This window comes from Candidatus Neomarinimicrobiota bacterium (assembly GCA_022567655.1).
Taxonomy (GTDB): domain Bacteria; phylum Fidelibacterota; class SORT01; order SORT01; family SORT01; genus JADFGO01.
Genome location: JADFGO010000048.1, coordinates 1 through 16,868, shown reverse-complemented (window position 1 = coordinate 16,868; position 16,868 = coordinate 1). Strand labels below are relative to the sequence as shown.

Below are 16,868 nucleotides of genomic sequence, written 5' to 3'. Positions count from 1 at the left end.
ATAAAACCCGAACGAACCCGGGAAATAGAATTGGGGCTTGATTGGACCGGATTAGATGAAAAGGCGACGCTTGACGCCACATATTTCACTCAAAACATCACCGATCTGCTTTTGACTGCTGGCTTTCCGGCTTCCAGCGGATATCAATTCGAAATCGTAAATGGTGGTGAGATGAAAACATCGGGTATCGAACTTTCACTCGGTCTTAATTTAATCCGCAGCCGAAATACCAATTGGCTGTCGCGCATTAATTTTTACCGGACCAGGTCGGAGATTACCAAATTAGATGTCGTTCCCTACAATACAGGTGGATTTGCTACCTTCTTAGGCACTTACCGGATTGAAGAGGGTGTTTCTCCAACGAGAATAGTCGGTTCGGAGACGGATGCCGACGGCAATCATCTCGAACTCGGTGACGAAACCCCTGACTTCCAGATGTCTTTCAATAACAGCCTCAGGTTCGGCAATTTCAATCTCGGATTCCTCTGGGATTGGAAGAAGGGTGGCGATGTCATAAACCTCGGTAAACTTCTTACCGATCTTGGCGGTACGTCCGGTGATTACGAAACTGTCGGAAAATATGATGATGATAATGATCCGAACACTCCTAAGGTCGATTTAATCAACGGAGTCGGACGTCTTACGGTTCTCGGAGTTCAAACGGCTCCATACATCGAAGACGGTTCATATTGGAAATTGAGAGAACTGAACCTCTCTTATAACTTTAGTGAACAGACCGTTCAGGGATGGTTCGGAGGTAGATTGACTTATTTGCGAATTGGAATTTCCGGCAGAAATCTACTCATGTTTACAGACTATCTTGGGTACGATCCCGAAGTAAGTCAGTTTGGTAACCTGGCTATCGGACGGTCTGTAGATACAATACCATATCCATCTGCGAAAAGTTTCTTCTTTAACGTTTCATTCGGAATGTAACAGGTGGAGAGAACTATGAAATTTACCAATAAAATATTTAATAATTTTAAGAGGATGGATGTTATGAGTTTTAAACCCATATTGATTATTTTAACCGCGATAGCATTTATAGGTTGTGGTGAACTTGGTTTTGACAATCCGAACGCGCCTACTATCGAAATCGCCGAAGATATTCCCCTTCAGAACTTTGTTACAGGTGCTGAAGCGGGAATGAGAGTTGAGCTATGGATCTATTTGCGTGATGTGTCTATTATCGGAAGAGAGGCATATTACTTTGAACCTGCCGATCCGAGATATACCGGTGAACTTATGAATAACAGGCTTGATCCGGGCGGTTTCCTTGTTACCAGGCCATGGATATCACGATACAATGTTATCAGTAACACGGAAACTCTTCTAAAAATCAAGGCGCCTCAGCTTATTGGAGCAGATCTCGCTGACGAAAAAGCAGGATTAGAAGGCTTCGCTAAGACTATCCAGGCGTATCAATTGTTATTGACTCTGAACTTGCATAACGAGAACGGAATTCAACTCGACTTTTCGGGTGAACTCACGCCGATTAATTCTAAATCAGAGTCTTTTACAGCTATAACGAACTTATTGGACGAAGCTGACACTGATCTGGGAAACGGCGGAGATGCTTTTATCTTTGAACTGTCGAGCGGATTTGAGGGGTTCGATGCTCCCGCCACATTTGCTCAATTCAACAGAGCACTTCGAGCAAGAGTTGCAGTTTATATGGGAGAATATGCCACCGCTTTGACAGCCCTTGAAAATTCGTTCATAGATGAAACCGGGGATTTAAATCTTGGTGTATATCATGTATACGGCTCCGGTCTTGGAGATCTGAGCAATAATATGTTCGAATCACCCACCGCTGACGTAATTAAGCTTATGGGACATCCCACTTTTGAAACGGATGCTGAATCGGGCGACTCCCGATTCGCCGCCAAGGTCATTAAGCGTCCGACATCGGCAACTTTTGACAACCTGTCTACCGACTTAGGTATAACAGTTTTTTCAAGCTCTATCGATCCTGTATCCATAATAAGGAATGAGGAGTTGATTCTTCTACGGGCAGAAGCAAATATCGGACTTGGTAACTACCCAGCCGCAGAGTTAGATATAAACGTAATTAGAGCAGCAGCTGGTTTGGCTGACTCACCTACTCTCGATGCAACTAACGCTCTTGACATACTGCTTCATGAAAAACGCTACTCGCTCTTCCTCGAAGGACACAGGTGGATCGACATGAGGCGATACGGCAAAACGGCTGATTTACCTATTGACCGCGCTGGTGATGAAATGGTAATCAATTTCCCGATTCCCGAAACCGAGATCCCATAACCTTAGATTAACGTTAGATTCCTTTTTAGCCAAAAATAAGGGCTTACCGAAACCGGTAAGCCCTTATTAGTTACACTTTATTCAGAATCAGCTCTTAAACTTGAACGACAGGCTCACCTTTGCGCGGAACGCCGTTACCTTGCCATCCTCCACCTTCATATCCAGATCCTTTACTTCGGCGATACGCAAATCACTTAAGCTTTGTCCTGCCCTTTCAACGGCATTTTTTGCTGCGTCTTCCCACGAATTTGAACTCGTTCCGACCAATTCTATTACTTTATAAACACTGTCTGACATGGTGATTCTCCTCTGATTATTTATGCTTAAATACGACTGAATACTCTCTGCTATACCTTAACAGAAAATTTTCTCAGAAACAATAAAATTATAATATTACTTGAGGTGCCGTAGTTCGTTTATCACGATTTTCAACGTGCGTGTTTTCAAACCGATAAGACTATTATGAAAGTTCAATCTTCCACAAAAGCACTTTAAATAAAAATTTATTTTCAAGAGCTAAATATTGCGCGCCTGACGCCGATAACATTATTAAGAGGCGGTGCGGAGATAAAAGGGCAAAATTGAACAGATGGTGACGAAGAAAGGAAATGAACATGACGACCAAATTAAAAATAACTGTCCCGGCGTTAGTCATGTTATTTGTGGGAACCCATCAGCCGCTCCATGGGCAGAACGTATTTGCCGTTGCGGATAATGTAAATTTCTTTTCACCCGGTCTCGCTGACAAACACTTCAATAATGCAATAGAGCTCTACAACAAAGGTAACGTCGACTCCGCCACAATCGAATATGAAAGCGCACTTTATTATCATCCCGACCACATAACCTCCCTGCTGAATTTAGCGTTCATCTCTTCTGAGAAAGGAGATGAGGTTTCGGCTATCAGCTATATAAATAGGGTAATATCAATCAATCCAACAAATCCGACGGCGCATTACAACCTTGGAGTTGTTTATCATAAGCTTGGTCGGCTGGAAGAGGCTGAGAACTATTATAAAACTGCAATAAAGTTAGATAATAATCTGGTCGAGGCGTATTCAAATCTCGGAAGAGTGTATGAGCTTTCCGGCAAATATAATGATGCCGCGGGAGAATACAGAAATGCACTGGCTGTCAATCCCCAATTTGAAATCGCCCTACTGAATTTGGGTGTCGTTTTATTGATCCGGGAAGATTTTTATGGTTCACTTAATCATTTACAAAAGTTAACTGAAATTAATCCGTTACGGGATTCCGCGTATTATTACATGGCGGTGGCTTACTATTTTCTTCATGATTATAAATCGTCGTGGCATAACTTACATATCGCCCGGAGACTCGGAGCAGCGGTCGATGTCAAGTTTATCGATACCCTCGCATCAGCAATGTCCGAACAGGATTATTTAAGATTATTCTCCCAAAATAACTAATTACTGATTTCTATCCCCAAACATCTATTTTTTACAAAAAGTAAGCCCCCTTTAGAAAAGGGGGCTTACTCCTATTAAGATAATCTCCGGTGGAGATTAAAATGATATGTTGAACGAGCCGACCCAGCGCCTCTCAAGTCCCATCCAGACAAATGCATCCGCTGCGGTGTGGTCACCTCCATCAGTGGCATCCGTGATGTGCTTCGTATCCAAAAGATTGAATACATGGAACCCTACGTCAGCATTCACCCCGCCAAGCGGAAGAGAGTAGCTCGCGTGAAGATCTATGAGATTATAGTCCGGTATCTTCCACGCTTGAGTCCTATTACCCTGATCGTCCTTGTCATTCGGATCGTCCCTATCCGCCGGATCGAACCTTGCGTAATGATCAGTAAATCTCTTGAAGGTCAGATTAGCGGCGATATCGCTTGTCGGTCTTATTGTAACTCCGGCAGCGAAGGTCTTTTGAGCGGCATCCGATACTTTGAGACCGTCTGTATAAACATTTGCCACAAGTATTGTATCAAGTGTAGCCTCCGGAGAGAATTTCGCCTCCACGTCGTTCAGCCATTCCCAATTACCAAACGAAACCATTCCGGTAAGCTCTACCAGCTCAGTCGCTTTGTAGCGGGTATCGATCTCTATTCCGGTATGCAAAGCATCAATTCCTGCTAACAGATAGTAGAAAGTCTCATTTACTACACGACTTGATGTAGACCATGACCGATCCAGCCATTTTGTGTAATAGAAATTTGCATTTGCGGACAACTTGCTGTCGCGGTAACCTGATCCGATCTCAACTGCATTTACCGTCTCGTTTTTAGAATTCTGGTAAAGCGTGTTGTCGAAGTTATAGACCGCATCAAATATCGGGGCTTTTGAAAGCCTGCCGACATTACCATATACGTTGACGTTTTCATTTATGTTGTAGTTGGCTCCGGCTTTAATAGTGCTTCCGTTGAAATTCTCCCAATCGGTCTCCCATTTATCTGCGGGGCCGACATCGGGATTCACGTTGAAGTAATCAACGCGCTTATACCCGGTTTGAGAAAGCGACAGACTACCGAACACTGTAAGAGGACCGCTGCTGTTTTCCACCTGAGCGAAGCCGCCATACCACCGTGTCAAGCCGTCGTTATGGTATGCTATTTTGTCTCCAAGACGTTTTACCGCGGCATTGGGATTCGCGGTATAATCGGGGTTCTTATTGCTTGTGTTTATGAAGTAGTCCCCGCCGATAAGATTTCGAACCTCACGCCAGTGTTCACCCTTGTATTGACGAACGTCTACTCCAAAGGTGAGCTTCATGGTTTCCGAGAGACGATATTTTGCAGTTCCGATATAACCGTACCAGTTATGCAGATTCACCGAATTTCGGAGCACGAACGTACTTCGATTCTCTGTGCCACTGTAGGTTGCGTCTATATTGGCGCTGTTTTTATCGTAAACAGTCTGAAAGTCGATCTGTCCGTCATTATCCGATCCAAACCAGTCCCCACCAAAGTAACCGCCCGTTCCGCCACCCTTGCCTATTGAAACGTAAAAGACGCTCGTCAGATGAAAGTCTTCCTTTATCTTCCAGTACCAGTTAAGGTTATACTGCGGCTTGTGGAAGTAGTTTTCCCGCTCCATCAGAACACTTGCATCCCTGATGTCATGAACTTCACCGTTAAAGTATTCCTGCAAATCTTTTTCATCCGCAGCTTTGATCGGACCCCAGTTAGGATTATAATTGACGCCTCTTTCAGTTACAGCGTCTATGTCCGCCTGAGAAACGCCCACCTCTTTTGCGAATTCCGCATCCCAGAGGGCAATTCGCTGGTTATAAATGCGCTGACCATGCCTCTGAGGCGCTCCTACAATAAACAAGTCGAATTTATGGTTATCGCTCGCGTTATAGCTCAGCGCTCCAAAGTAAGACCAGGCGTTCGTCCAGGTTTGGTCGGCGATTCCATCTCCGGTTTTCTTAACTGCTGTGATGGTCGCTGCAAAACCGTTATCCAGTAAACCTGTGTTATACAGCGCTGTAGTCTTAAAAAAACTTCCGTTTCCCACCTCCTGTTTGAGGCTCATTCCTCTCTCATGACTCGCAGCATCCGTAAGTATGTTCATTGTTCCGCCGACGGATGAAATAGCCAGGTTCGAAGCGCCTAATCCTCTCTGAACCTGAATTGAGGAGGTAGCATCTCCCAAACCGTCCCAGTTGGACCAGTACACCCAGCCGTTCTCCATGTCGTTGACCGGAACTCCATTGATCATTACTGCTACATTTCTCTGGTCAAATCCTCTGATATTTATACGGGAGTCACCCGCGCCTCCGCCTTGTTCCGTTGCATACACACCGGGAGTCGTGTTCAATATCATCGGTACATCCCTGGAACCGAGGCGAAATTGCATGTCGGCTTTATCCACGTTTGTGAACGCAACCGGGGTTTCGCGTGGCCTTGCGCGTGCGGCAACAACCAAAAGCCCGGATAGTTCGACGCTTTCAGAAGTCATACCGACATCCACTGTATTTGTCATTCCCGGAGAAATACTCAGTTCCGCGGTGGCTTTAGTATAGCCTATGGCGGTAACAACAAGCGTGTAGTCGCCCAAAGGAACGTTAGATATAGTATAAACGCCCATTGTATTTGCTGCAGCTCCCATGCTTGTGCCCTGAAGTACCACGTTAGCTCCGACGATAGCATCTCCTGTGCTTTCATCGGTGATCGTACCCGTTACAGAACCCTGCTGCGCAAACAACATCGCGGGCAGCAAGAGAACTGTTAGGAAGATAAAAATAATCTTTCCCGACATGTCAACCTCCTTTTTGGATTTGTAGTTCATGCAGTAATCACAACTGCTTTTGCTTGAAGAGCATCATATATATAATATATTTTAGCACGCCTGTCAACCACATTTTTAATTCCACTGAATTTTCTCGCCGTGAATAGGCAGGTCTTACTATGCGCACCCAAAGTTATTGTCACCTCCGGTATGATGTATTATAACATTTCAACTTCATCTTTTGCAAGCATTTCCTCAAGTGAGTAAAAAAATATTCAACTTCTCAAATTATCGATTCCCGGTTCTCACTTTTAATAGAATAATTTTTGTCTCCGCAATCATTCATCTTCAATATCAGAATAGCTGCTAATTACGATAAAACTCCCGCACAGATATTGATCCGGTGGGTTATCGAGCCCGGTTTTATAGTCAGTCCCGAATATATTAAAAAAGAACGGATAATAGAAAACTCTGGAATATTAGATTCCTCCATCTCCGATGAGGAGATGGAAACCCTGAACGGATTGAATGAGAATTAAATTACCGGTTGGGATCCGACCGTTGCAGCGTAAAAAGTGCGCGAACCTATACTGCGTATCAGTTCAGAATAAAATCGAACCCGGTCAGATTAGATTCCGCCTGAACCTGCACTCCCGTGTAAGTAATATCGGCTCCGGTAAAACCGTCCGCGGAAGCTCCGATAGAATAACTGCCTTCGAGTAAAATCAACTTATATGCGCCCGTGTCGTCCGTGACGGTGGAAACATCGTCGTTTGATCCCGTCGCAGTCACGACGGCGTTGACTATACCTGTGCCTGAGATATCTTTCACCGATCCGGCGACCGTGCCTGAGAGTACTTTCTTGAAAACCTTGAATACAGGTTGAAGCTTGTAATTACCGGGAGTCCACGTTATAGATTTCGATGCGTCGAAATCGATCATGACTTCGATTATCTCATCATCCTCCACAGTGAAATTAAGATTTAATTTTATGCCTGTTTCCGCACCGCTCGGAATTTTCAAAGGATACGATTCTCCGTCGATGACCACCGTATTTAATTCAGCGACAACGAGTCGCAGCTGAGTGTAGTCACCCGATTCAAGCGGCTCGTCCACTAAAGGCGCCGTCACTCCGTTAATGAGTTCTAAAAAATCGAGAGTAACTTCGGGCTGAGAAAGCGTATCCCACTCTCCCCCCGCTCTGTGAACGCTTACCTCTTTGATAGTAATAAAAATGCTTTCGACGCTGACCGGCGGCGGGCTGTCGAAGACCTCTATTCTAAAAGTCCCGCTGCCTGAAGAGATGTCATCCTCACACCCGAGAAATAAAAAAGTGAATAATAAAACCATGCTTAAACTTTTTAACATAAATTCTCCTGATTTCAATTTATATCCGTTTTAACGTCTGACGCCGGTAAAGGTTTCGTATAATTTATCGAATTGTCTCTCATTTGAGCAGCATCATCTTCCGCGTTAATTAAAATGCTGATATCACCTCCTGCCAACGCCGAACCCGTAAACAGGCTGAGATTAATAATCCCATAATTTAAACGGCTGTAAATGGTATATCTCAAAAATCTTTTCTTTCTGATCCTGATTTCTGCTCTTTGTCATTCGTTCAATTCTCTGTATCGCTAACTTATAAAGCAGTTTACACTGAGACTACTTCAAAGATACATTGCCACAGAGTCATATTTACCTAAATTATCACAATTACTACATTATAATGTGATTCACGTCACTTATTGCAACGTGTAAATGCCGAAAGGGAAGTTCAGTTACTCGAGCCTCAGGCTTGAAATCATCTGCGCGCAGTTGTCGAATGTGAACACGTCAGCTCCGCCGAGTTTGCCTGTCCATTTCGGGAGCATAAGATCCTCGCATTCTTTAGCGACGGCATCAAGATAGCTGTCGAACAGAAAGTACGGATTGGCAAAGCCCACTTCTTTTCCGATATTCGAGAATGAAACCGCACCTATCGCTATCGCCGCATTCTCTTCTAAATCCGACATATATTCGCCGTGCAGCTCGACGTCCTCCCTCGTCCCCGGGCGGTTCAGATGCCCGCCGATAAATATGTCAAAATCAAAAGACATGACCTCGTCAAACGCCTTTACGAATCCAAACGTATTGTCTGCATGCGCAAGACTCTTGAAGGGTATCCATCCGGGGTCGATAACGTCTACAAGCATCAATACCTTCTGTTCCGGCGCATAAATAAATATATTGCCCGGCTCGTGATTCAGCCCCCGGTATGAGAGCTCGAGGACTTGTCCGCCCACTTCAAGCACGTAATCGGTTGAAAAGGTAACTGTCGGCAGAGGCACCGGCGTTCCACCGGAATAATAGCCGAACGGATACTTCCTTTCGGCCTTTTCTCTCTCGGATAATATCCTGAAGGTCTCCTCATGAGCGATATAGATCGCATCCGGCGGGAACATTTTAGCGGCGCTGATGTGGTCGGCATGCGGATGACTGTAAATTACATGCGTGACCTTTTCATCCGTTACTTCCGCTATTCCTTTCAGATAATTCTCTCCAATACCCGGGGGAGCGTCCACGGCGATTACTCCGGAGCCGGTTGTCAGAAATATGCTCTGGTAAACCCCGTTTGTGATCCAGAAAAGACCGCTGCCCAATTCCTGAACGAGAGTTACACGTTCCCGTTCTCCTTAGCTCTTTTGATCGATTGAGATAAAGAGAGGCGCCCCTCGAAAACCGGCATTTCCGAGGGGCTTGTAGGTTATATCAAATGTGATATTACAGAATTTATCAATTTGAATCAGTTCCGGAATCTATCTCCGTGATCTGATCAAAACCGGTCTCAAATATGATCTCTCTGGCGCTTCCATCTTCATCTATTACACTGATGCCGGGTATGATCAATCTGTAATCCTGCACCTCTTTGTTGAGCTCCGGGTACGTAAGCACGTAGGTTATTTTAGCGCCGTTGTAGATCTCTTCCATTCTGTCGGGAAGTTTATTCCGGCTGCTTTTCTTCCTGATATTTTTTACCCAGACCACCCTGCTGCTGAAGCCCCAATGCGGGTCATAGTGAATAGGTCTTATCCAATGCGATCGACCCCTTCGGTGCCCCCTGCTCTTAGGATAGAATGGATAGTAATGCCATCCATGTCTAAGGGCGAAGTACATTCTGATATCCGGGTCTACAACCGTATAATAAGATTCCTGACTTGTTCCACCGCTGAATGACATCGGTAATGGTCTGAATTGAAAGCCGAATGAGTCAACCAGCCGCGCCTTGGAAGGGTTAACCGTTATTTTACCGGCGCGGTTATTCTTAACCGTCACCCAGAATGTCGGATGAAGAGATTCTCCATCCCGTGAGGCTATTATCGCCCCTTTGACGGAAAGTTCCACGTTTTCAATTGTTTGAGTAATCGATCCGCTGTCGAGGTTCACGTCCGCTTTAGCGATCTGTTTTCCGGGTCTTAAATAAATCTCCTCGCTCTGCCCCGCGCATCCGCTGTTGATGATAACGGAATATAATATCAACGGCATAAAAGCCAGTTTTAGTCCGATCAATTTCATCTCGACACCTCCTTCGTTTTCTGCATTTACCTTTTTCTCTTCTGCCGGAATTATCACCCAACAGCCTTATCCGTGCTGCCGTTAAAGTATCCCGTATCTGATAGTTAGATGTATTAAACAGAAAAATGTTTAATTGAACGAAATAAATCTTCTTGTACGTTTTTTTCGCAGTGCTTAATTTAAGCACTAACTTAATGCTACTAACAATCAGGGAGAAAAATTATGCCAGACAACGAATGGATGGATAAACTTATCGCAAGTATAGATGCGATGGATGAGAACAAATTCAGCGAGTTTATCGCGGAAGACGGCGAGTTCCGTTATGGAAGCCAACCAGCAGTAACGGGGCGTGAGGCAGTGAGGGAATACGTAAAAACGTTTTTCAGCGGGTTCAAAGGGATCAGCCATAATGTGCACGAATCGAGAGTCCTCGACGATGGACAAACGGTTTATATGATAGGTGAAGTAAGTTATACACGTCTGGATGATTCGATAGTTACAATTCCGTTTCTGAATAAGTTAAAGATGGATGGCGATCTTGTAAAAGAGTATCATGTTTACGCCGACCCTACTCCGGTGTTTGCTCCGGCAGAATAGACCCGGACTTATCATTATATCGAACTTCGACCGAAATCTAGGGCTCCCGGATGGGAGCCCTTTTGATTGTACACAATATTGCCGTCTCTTGCGAAAAACAGGAGAAAGTTCAGATCACTCTGTCGTTCCCTCCGTCAATAGGAATTTGAGCTCCTGTGGTTTTGGAAAAAGCGGTGCCGGCGATAGCGCATATCATCTCTGCCACGTCCCGGGATAAAACTTCGGTCGAAAGCACGTTATCGGTCTTATATTCTTCGACGCTCATGCCGTAATATTCAGCGCGTTCTTCAAGCACTTCCTTTGTCCAGATTGCTGTATCGTACACCGCATTAGGATGAACAACGTTCACCCTTATCCCCGCAGCTCCGAGCTCTAAAGCCGCTACCCGCGCGAGTTGAGTCGACCCTGCCTTGGCAGCTGAGTAGGCGGCGGCGCCCGGTCCCGGTGCGGGAACGTTTTTTGAAGCAACGATGATAACGGACGGTAGATACCCGTTTTCTAAGTAAGGTATGCATGACTTGAGCAGAAGCTGATGACTCGTCAAATTCAGGTTTAAGCTCTTTTGCCACGTGTCGCTGTTAATCTCGGATATGTTTTCACTTTTCGGAAATGTTCCTGCGTTGCTTATCAGGATGTCCAAACCGCCGAAATTTCTGACCACCCGGTCAATCGACTCTTTCACCGCAGATTCATCTGTCACGTCGGCGCTGATTCCCATAATCCCATCTTCAGAAAAGATACCTTCGATATCGGGATTTATATCAAGTGCGGCAACGACTGCGCCTCTCTTGTGCAGCGCTTCAACGGTCGCTTTGCCGATCCCGCCGGCGCCGCCGGTCACCAACGCTATCATGCCCTGAAATTCACCTAATTTACCTGAGTGTGCAAGCTTCGCCTGCTCGAGTTCCCAATATTCTATGTCAAAAAGGTCTTTCTCAGGTAGGGCTTTCCAGCCGCCGAGAGCTTCGGCTACCTGTATAGACGAAATAGTGTGCTCAACAATATCGGATATGATCCCGGCTTCTTTGAGGCTCCTCCCGAATGCGATCGTACCCACCCCTTTCCATACCGCCCAACGTGGTGCGGAGTCGAGCGGGATCAATTCTCCGGGATTATTTCGATCAAAATATTTCTCGTAGTTCTTGGAATATTCGGCGATATCCCGTTCCGGATCACTGTCTATCATCACCGGCGTTTGTTTCGTGCGGATAATGTGGTCGGGTGTCAGAGGTCCCCTTGCAGCGATGGAATCAACATTGTCAAGTCCGGCGAAACCTGCTGACCCAGGATCGTTGTTGAGCAGAGCTAAAACCGGTGCGCCCCTGACGTCGTTAACTCGCTTTCGAATTTCTGACAGAGCTTTCAAGTTTTCCAAAGGGCTTTCGGCGAGCGACAGAGAGCCCGCGCCCTCTTTTTCGATATGCTCTTCCGCCTGAGTGACAATATCAATCATCTTCCGGTAACTTCGCCCGGCATCATCGTCGAAGCTGAAAACTCCGTGGCTCATCAGTATCATCCCTGCGCATTTCTCCCAATCAAAATCCGAGGTCATTTCCCGAATCTTTTTCGCAAGGATAAATCCGGGCATTACGTAAGGCACAACAAGCACCTGATCGCCGTATAAATTGCGGATCGTTTCCTCTCCATTCGGAGTATTGGTCAGTGTCACTACGGCGTCGGCGTGCGTGTGATCAACATATTTGAACGGTATTATCGCATGAAGAATCGCCTCTACCGAGGGAGTCGGAGCTGCCGGGTCTGTCATTGCAGCCCTTTGATTTTCTACCATATCACTATCGCTGAGACTTTGAATCTCCGCCATCTTCTTCAAAACGTCCAACCGCACGGGAGCAAACCCCTCCGCCTCTATCGTAGCCAGGTCCCATCCGCTCCCTTTTATATATATCAATTCCTCCTCTTCACCGAATATGTTGCTCTTTCTGATTTTAACCGACGTGTTGCCGCCGCCGTGTAAAACCAACTTCGGCTCGGAGCCGAGAAGCCGGGAACTGTATACCCGCATAGCAAGTGGATCGTTCGAATATTTTCCTCCCTCTCCGTCATCCCAAAGGCTGTTCATATAGTCTCTCCCGCTTGCACGCACTGATATTTGTTAATACTCAACGAATATGCATAATTTTAGTTATTACCGGGATTATAAACAAGAAGCGAGCTCGGAAGCAGATGAATAAGCAAACCGTTCCGTTAGCTAAATATGTCATTATTCTATCATTTGATAACAGGATTCCGCGAGATAGGTTTTAACGGATATCAATGCTATTGCTCCCCGGAGTAAACCTCACGTTCCTGACTCCCCAGTCAGAAATTTCCTTATTTAAGAGATTTTTTTCATTTTCAAATCTTATTATATTTTTGCTGTTCACGAGATAACGTGGGATGGCTATCCGCTGAGTATTGCTCCAGCTGTTTGGTTCCGTTTGATTTAAACTCTTAACATATATTCCGTTTACGTACATTGAGACTTCTAACGAGTCGTTTATGTCGTAAGCTTCCAAACTGATAGTCCCTCCGGTTGTGTAAGGGGGTTTATTCACCGAAAACGAATAAAGCAGCTCAGTTTTGTTATTTAAGGCTGCCCCCGGCAACTGTCCCTTGACAGCTGAAGAAGGGAGCTCGGAGATCTCGTTCCCAATCGATTTATCGACCCACACGGGACTGGTCCAAGCGTATCTATCGTTTGCGTTTCCCCTCGATACCACACGGAGGTAGTAAAACGAATCACGCACGAATTGCGAGTCGATCATGCTGAACTCAACTTGAGATTCGCCGGTAATTACGGGGACTGACTCAAAAGTATAATTCTTACCATCGAACTTTACAATCTCTACCTGCTTGATAGGAGTATGTGAATAAACGGCTCCCTCTATCAGAGGCAACTCCTCCGAAACTATTTCCGAACCCATCATATTCCCGTTTACGCTGAACTCCAAAATAGTTCTGTCGTCGGTAGTGGCGAAAACCCTGCGGGATATGAGAGCGTCGAATAGGGATTGACGAGTCAGTTTTTCCGCATATATCCCGACGTATCCGGTTCCACGGGATGTCGAGTCAAGCGCAGTTGCTCCTCCCATCCATCCGTTTCCGGGATATCCGAAATGACCGTCGCTTGAGGCTAATATACCCATCCTATGCCCCATCGCGAGAGCGTCTCTGACATAGTGACCCGGTGCCTTGTCCTTTTTGTTCAGATGATCCAACGGGTTGTCCTGATATTCATTCGCGGCGTGCTGTGAATATATTTCCACCAACCTCTGGTATTCATCGTTTCTGTAGGTCCAATCTATTTTCCGCGAACCCCAGGCAACATGATGCGGAATCGTTAGAGCTCCGGTTCCCTCCAACGCTTTCCAGAGGTCCGGCGGTGTAGGATAGTCGGTAAATGGAATCGGTTTTCCGTTGTTATTCGGATAAATCACATGCCTGTGCCCGCCTTCTTCCTGAGTCCATTCCCAGCCGAGGAACGTGACGAACTCGCCCTCGACATTATATCTTTTAGCTGCACTCTTGATATCGTTCCAAACATCTTTCCTGAGGTAGAAAGTCTTGAATATGTGATCGTGATCCGTCAGAGAGATAAAATCGAGGTTTGCAGCGAACCTCGCATACCGGTAAAAATCTTCCAACGATCCGGTCCCGTCGCTTAAGTCGCTGTGATTGTGGAGATCTCCCCAGAACAAACGGTATTTCGGATTTTCCGACCGAACCAGAAATCGGTTGCTTTTCGCTCGAATCCGGTCTCCGGTCGAGGCGAATATCTGATGCACTCCCTCTTTCGGAGAGATATGAATTTCTTTTCTGCCTGAATCGCTGATATTGAAGAAGAACGAGTCCGGAACGCCGCAGTCCTGATCTTTATCGCATGACAGAGTAAGCTTTCCGCTGAATTCTCCGTCAACGTTGTTATACTCATCTAAAGCCACTATTATCAATTTCGCTTCTTCGCTCTCTTTGATGATAGAGGGTGCTGTGATAAGAAATTGTTTTGCCGGACGGGCTTTGATCCTTACGGTGGGTATCGGAGCCGTTTCGGAGTATTCTCTTTTATTATGCCTGTCGATGAGCAATGGGAAACGATAATCAGCTGCATGGACATGGCTTAGCGCCCTGCCGCTGTTGGATATTGAACTGTCTCCGTAAACTATCCGAATCGTATCGCCGATCTGGGGAGGGAATTCGGTGAAAATACATCTTACACGATAATCATATGAATCCCTGAATATCGTAGTTTTGATCTTAGTTGATCTATTATTCGAACGAACGGTAACATACCCGGGAAACTCGGAATTTGTAGACTGCGGCTGTGTCCAGCTTTTGGTTGATGCCATAAATCCCGCCGGGATCAACAAAATGATTTCACCCCTGTCGGAAAAAGACTTTCCCGGTACATAGCTGAACGTCCAGCTCCCTTCGCTCCTTGACAGCGCTTCAGATGGGGTGACCCATGCGGTGTCGGCTGTGTCTATGCCTGTGATGTTAAGTTCCAGCCATACATCTTTTTTATTCAGGCTCCGGTTGATTCGAACTATTGTCAGGGTTAACAAAACCGTAACAATTAATGTTGAAGAAACTATGATCGCAAATTTTGTGCGGCGTTTTATTTTCATTAATTAATTCTAAATTACGACATAAGAGTGATAATGAGTTGAAATTATCTACAATCTGTCATTTAACGAAATGCTTATCGCAGGCACCGCCAACGGCGGTGACTACGCCACACCGAATTCTGTCATTCTGAGAAATCCCGAAGCTTCGGGATGACGAAGAATCCCGCTATCCGGTTCAAGCGTCGGGGCAAGCCCAAACGCCGCGAAAACTTTGTTTGAGGAACATCATCTTACGAGTAGTCACTATTTTCGAATCAGCAAGTTTTTGTTGAATATGAATAATATTTCACCTTATCTTGTCCTCTCCAAGTTAGCGAAATATCGATTACTTAAAAAAATTATAAATAAAGGATAAACACATTTTACATTTACGGGCAATAATAACCGAAAGATTAGCGAAACTGTATGACATAATAGTTGCTGCTGCAAACATCAACCGGTTCAAACAGACCGTAATTATTTTTGCGTTGTTCGGATTCTTAATTCACATATTCCTAATTTTCCTCACGAATAACCTCGATAAAGTTCCGATTATTTTATCTGCATTGAATCCTCATTACATCTCGGCAATTCATACTCCGTTTAGTTTTATACTTTTTTTTGAAGTCGTTTTACTGATTACGGCAATTCCTAAATCTCTCACGGTATCAATTGGGAAACAGTATGAAATAATATCACTTATCACTATTCGTAGGGTGTTTAAGGATATAGGCATAGCTGAAAATTTGACCGATCTAACCCACTATGTACAATTGTTTAAACCGATTCTTGTTGACATGATTGGCGGAATGCTGATGTTTCTTCTTGTAGCCATATTTTACCGGTTAAGAATTAAGAGGAAATTTTTGAAGAAACCCGATAATTTATCTCAATTCATCAATGATAAAAAAACTCTTGCAGTATCTTTAATAGTTATCCTCATAGCATTGGTGTTAAGCAACCTTATTAATTTTTCGTCAGATATTTTGCATTCAGTAAAAGAAGGAATCCCATTTGAATTTTTAGGGGATAATGAATTTTATTCTGACTTTTTTATCGCCATGATATTCATTGATGTGCTTTTACTGATCCTGTCCCTGGCAATTACAAGCCACTACGAACTCGTGTTCAGAAACGCCGGTTTTGTTATATCTACTATAATTATTAGGCTTTCACTTGTATCGTCAGATTTGAATAACGTTTTGTTAGCGCTGTTATCAATGGTTTTCGGTATTTGTATAATGCTTATTTATAATTTTATTACTCAAGAAAGTGAAGCAAACGAAGTTTACAAAAGTTAATTCTATAAAAACCTGATAATAAGAGCAGCTTCGTTCAAATAAGTTTTTGAGAAAAAGCTACAGATAATTCCTTCCACAGCCCGGTACTCCCTTTCACCGCACTAACCCTCATTAAACCCATCGTATTGATCGATGTATCGGACTGCGCACTCTCCAGTGATGCCGATTGTCGATGTGGCGCAGTCATCCCGAAACTTCGGGGTGCCTGCGTTATTCGGTTTTCGTCAGTCGTAGTCATCCCGAAACTTCGGGATGACTACGCCACACCCGCTATTGTTATTTACAGGTGCGAGTCAGGGCTTGCCCTGACCGGATTTTTTATCGCAAAAACA

At 44.9% G+C, this 16,868-nt stretch carries 13 protein-coding genes; 6 read left to right on the top strand and 7 right to left on the bottom strand.

Annotated elements, in window-relative coordinates; genetic code table 11:
• Both IID12_06320 and IID12_06315 read left to right on the top strand, forming a co-directional pair.
• On the top strand, positions 1–936 hold a 936-nt coding region (locus tag IID12_06320; protein MCH8288703.1), incomplete at its 5' end, for a TonB-dependent receptor.
• Positions 937–999: 63 nt separating this feature from the next.
• Positions 1,000–2,283 carry a RagB/SusD family nutrient uptake outer membrane protein gene (locus IID12_06315; GenBank protein MCH8288702.1) on the top strand — a complete coding sequence of 428 codons (1,284 nt, stop codon included), beginning with the start codon at positions 1,000–1,002 and terminating at the stop codon, positions 2,281–2,283.
• Positions 2,284–2,370: 87 nt separating this feature from the next.
• Here the strand turns inward: IID12_06315 and IID12_06310 are convergent, their stop codons facing one another.
• The gene (locus IID12_06310; protein MCH8288701.1) at positions 2,371–2,580 is read right to left on the bottom strand and encodes a dodecin domain-containing protein; all 210 of its coding nucleotides are present in this window, start codon (positions 2,578–2,580) and stop codon (positions 2,371–2,373) included.
• 317 nt (positions 2,581–2,897) lie between these two features.
• On the opposite strand from IID12_06310, the gene IID12_06305 reads away from it, so the two are divergent.
• A complete protein-coding gene (locus IID12_06305) occupies positions 2,898–3,713 on the top strand; it encodes a tetratricopeptide repeat protein (GenBank protein ID MCH8288700.1) in 816 nt (271 codons plus the stop codon).
• A gap of 96 nt (positions 3,714–3,809) precedes the next feature.
• On the opposite strand, the gene IID12_06300 is transcribed toward IID12_06305, so the two are convergent.
• Positions 3,810–6,542, bottom strand: coding sequence for a TonB-dependent receptor (locus IID12_06300; protein ID MCH8288699.1), 2,733 nt, complete (start codon positions 6,540–6,542; stop codon positions 3,810–3,812).
• Positions 6,543–6,808: 266 nt separating this feature from the next.
• Between IID12_06300 and IID12_06295 the strand changes: the two genes are divergently transcribed.
• Positions 6,809–7,021 (top strand): aldo/keto reductase, encoded by a 213-nt coding sequence (locus IID12_06295; GenBank protein MCH8288698.1) that lies wholly within the window; start codon positions 6,809–6,811, stop codon positions 7,019–7,021.
• A 58-nt stretch (positions 7,022–7,079) separates the two neighbouring features.
• Here IID12_06295 and IID12_06290 read toward each other — a convergent pair whose 3' ends face one another.
• The 3 genes from IID12_06290 to IID12_06280 all read right to left on the bottom strand — a co-directional run bounded on the left by IID12_06290 (position 7,080) and on the right by IID12_06280 (position 10,091).
• Positions 7,080–7,850 (bottom strand): DUF4382 domain-containing protein, encoded by a 771-nt coding sequence (locus tag IID12_06290; protein ID MCH8288697.1) that lies wholly within the window; start codon positions 7,848–7,850, stop codon positions 7,080–7,082.
• Between the two features lie 410 nt (positions 7,851–8,260).
• A complete protein-coding gene (locus IID12_06285) occupies positions 8,261–9,121 on the bottom strand; it encodes an MBL fold metallo-hydrolase (protein MCH8288696.1) in 861 nt (286 codons plus the stop codon).
• A 133-nt stretch (positions 9,122–9,254) separates the two neighbouring features.
• Positions 9,255–10,091 carry a hypothetical protein gene (locus tag IID12_06280; protein ID MCH8288695.1) on the bottom strand — a complete coding sequence of 279 codons (837 nt, stop codon included), beginning with the start codon at positions 10,089–10,091 and terminating at the stop codon, positions 9,255–9,257.
• A gap of 165 nt (positions 10,092–10,256) precedes the next feature.
• On the opposite strand from IID12_06280, the gene IID12_06275 reads away from it, so the two are divergent.
• The gene (locus IID12_06275) at positions 10,257–10,631 is read left to right on the top strand and encodes a nuclear transport factor 2 family protein (GenBank protein MCH8288694.1); all 375 of its coding nucleotides are present in this window, start codon (positions 10,257–10,259) and stop codon (positions 10,629–10,631) included.
• 109 nt (positions 10,632–10,740) lie between these two features.
• Here IID12_06275 and IID12_06270 read toward each other — a convergent pair whose 3' ends face one another.
• Together IID12_06270 and IID12_06265 are read right to left on the bottom strand one after the other, a co-directional pair.
• Positions 10,741–12,711 (bottom strand): bifunctional aldolase/short-chain dehydrogenase, encoded by a 1,971-nt coding sequence (locus IID12_06270; GenBank protein MCH8288693.1) that lies wholly within the window; start codon positions 12,709–12,711, stop codon positions 10,741–10,743.
• A gap of 181 nt (positions 12,712–12,892) precedes the next feature.
• Entirely contained in the window at positions 12,893–15,256 is a 2,364-nt protein-coding gene (locus IID12_06265; GenBank protein ID MCH8288692.1) for a CehA/McbA family metallohydrolase, read from the bottom strand.
• 545 nt (positions 15,257–15,801) lie between these two features.
• On the opposite strand from IID12_06265, the gene IID12_06260 reads away from it, so the two are divergent.
• Positions 15,802–16,536, top strand: a complete 735-nt coding sequence (locus tag IID12_06260; protein ID MCH8288691.1) for a hypothetical protein — start codon at positions 15,802–15,804, stop codon at positions 16,534–16,536.
• Positions 16,537–16,868 lie beyond the last annotated feature (332 nt).

What these genes read in the sequence shown, in the direction of transcription:
- IID12_06290 (MCH8288697.1), bottom strand. Translation starts at nt 7,850, where the DNA reads ATGTTAAAAAGTTTAAGCATGGTTTTATTATTCACTTTTTTATTTCTC.
- IID12_06315 (MCH8288702.1), top strand. Translation starts at nt 1,000, where the DNA reads ATGAGTTTTAAACCCATATTGATTATTTTAACCGCGATAGCATTTATA.
- IID12_06305 (MCH8288700.1), top strand. Translation starts at nt 2,898, where the DNA reads ATGACGACCAAATTAAAAATAACTGTCCCGGCGTTAGTCATGTTATTT.
- IID12_06310 (MCH8288701.1), bottom strand. Translation starts at nt 2,580, where the DNA reads ATGTCAGACAGTGTTTATAAAGTAATAGAATTGGTCGGAACGAGTTCA.
- IID12_06270 (MCH8288693.1), bottom strand. Translation starts at nt 12,711, where the DNA reads ATGAACAGCCTTTGGGATGACGGAGAGGGAGGAAAATATTCGAACGAT.
- IID12_06300 (MCH8288699.1), bottom strand. Translation starts at nt 6,542, where the DNA reads ATGAACTACAAATCCAAAAAGGAGGTTGACATGTCGGGAAAGATTATT.
- IID12_06265 (MCH8288692.1), bottom strand. Translation starts at nt 15,256, where the DNA reads ATGAAAATAAAACGCCGCACAAAATTTGCGATCATAGTTTCTTCAACA.
- IID12_06275 (MCH8288694.1), top strand. Translation starts at nt 10,257, where the DNA reads ATGCCAGACAACGAATGGATGGATAAACTTATCGCAAGTATAGATGCG.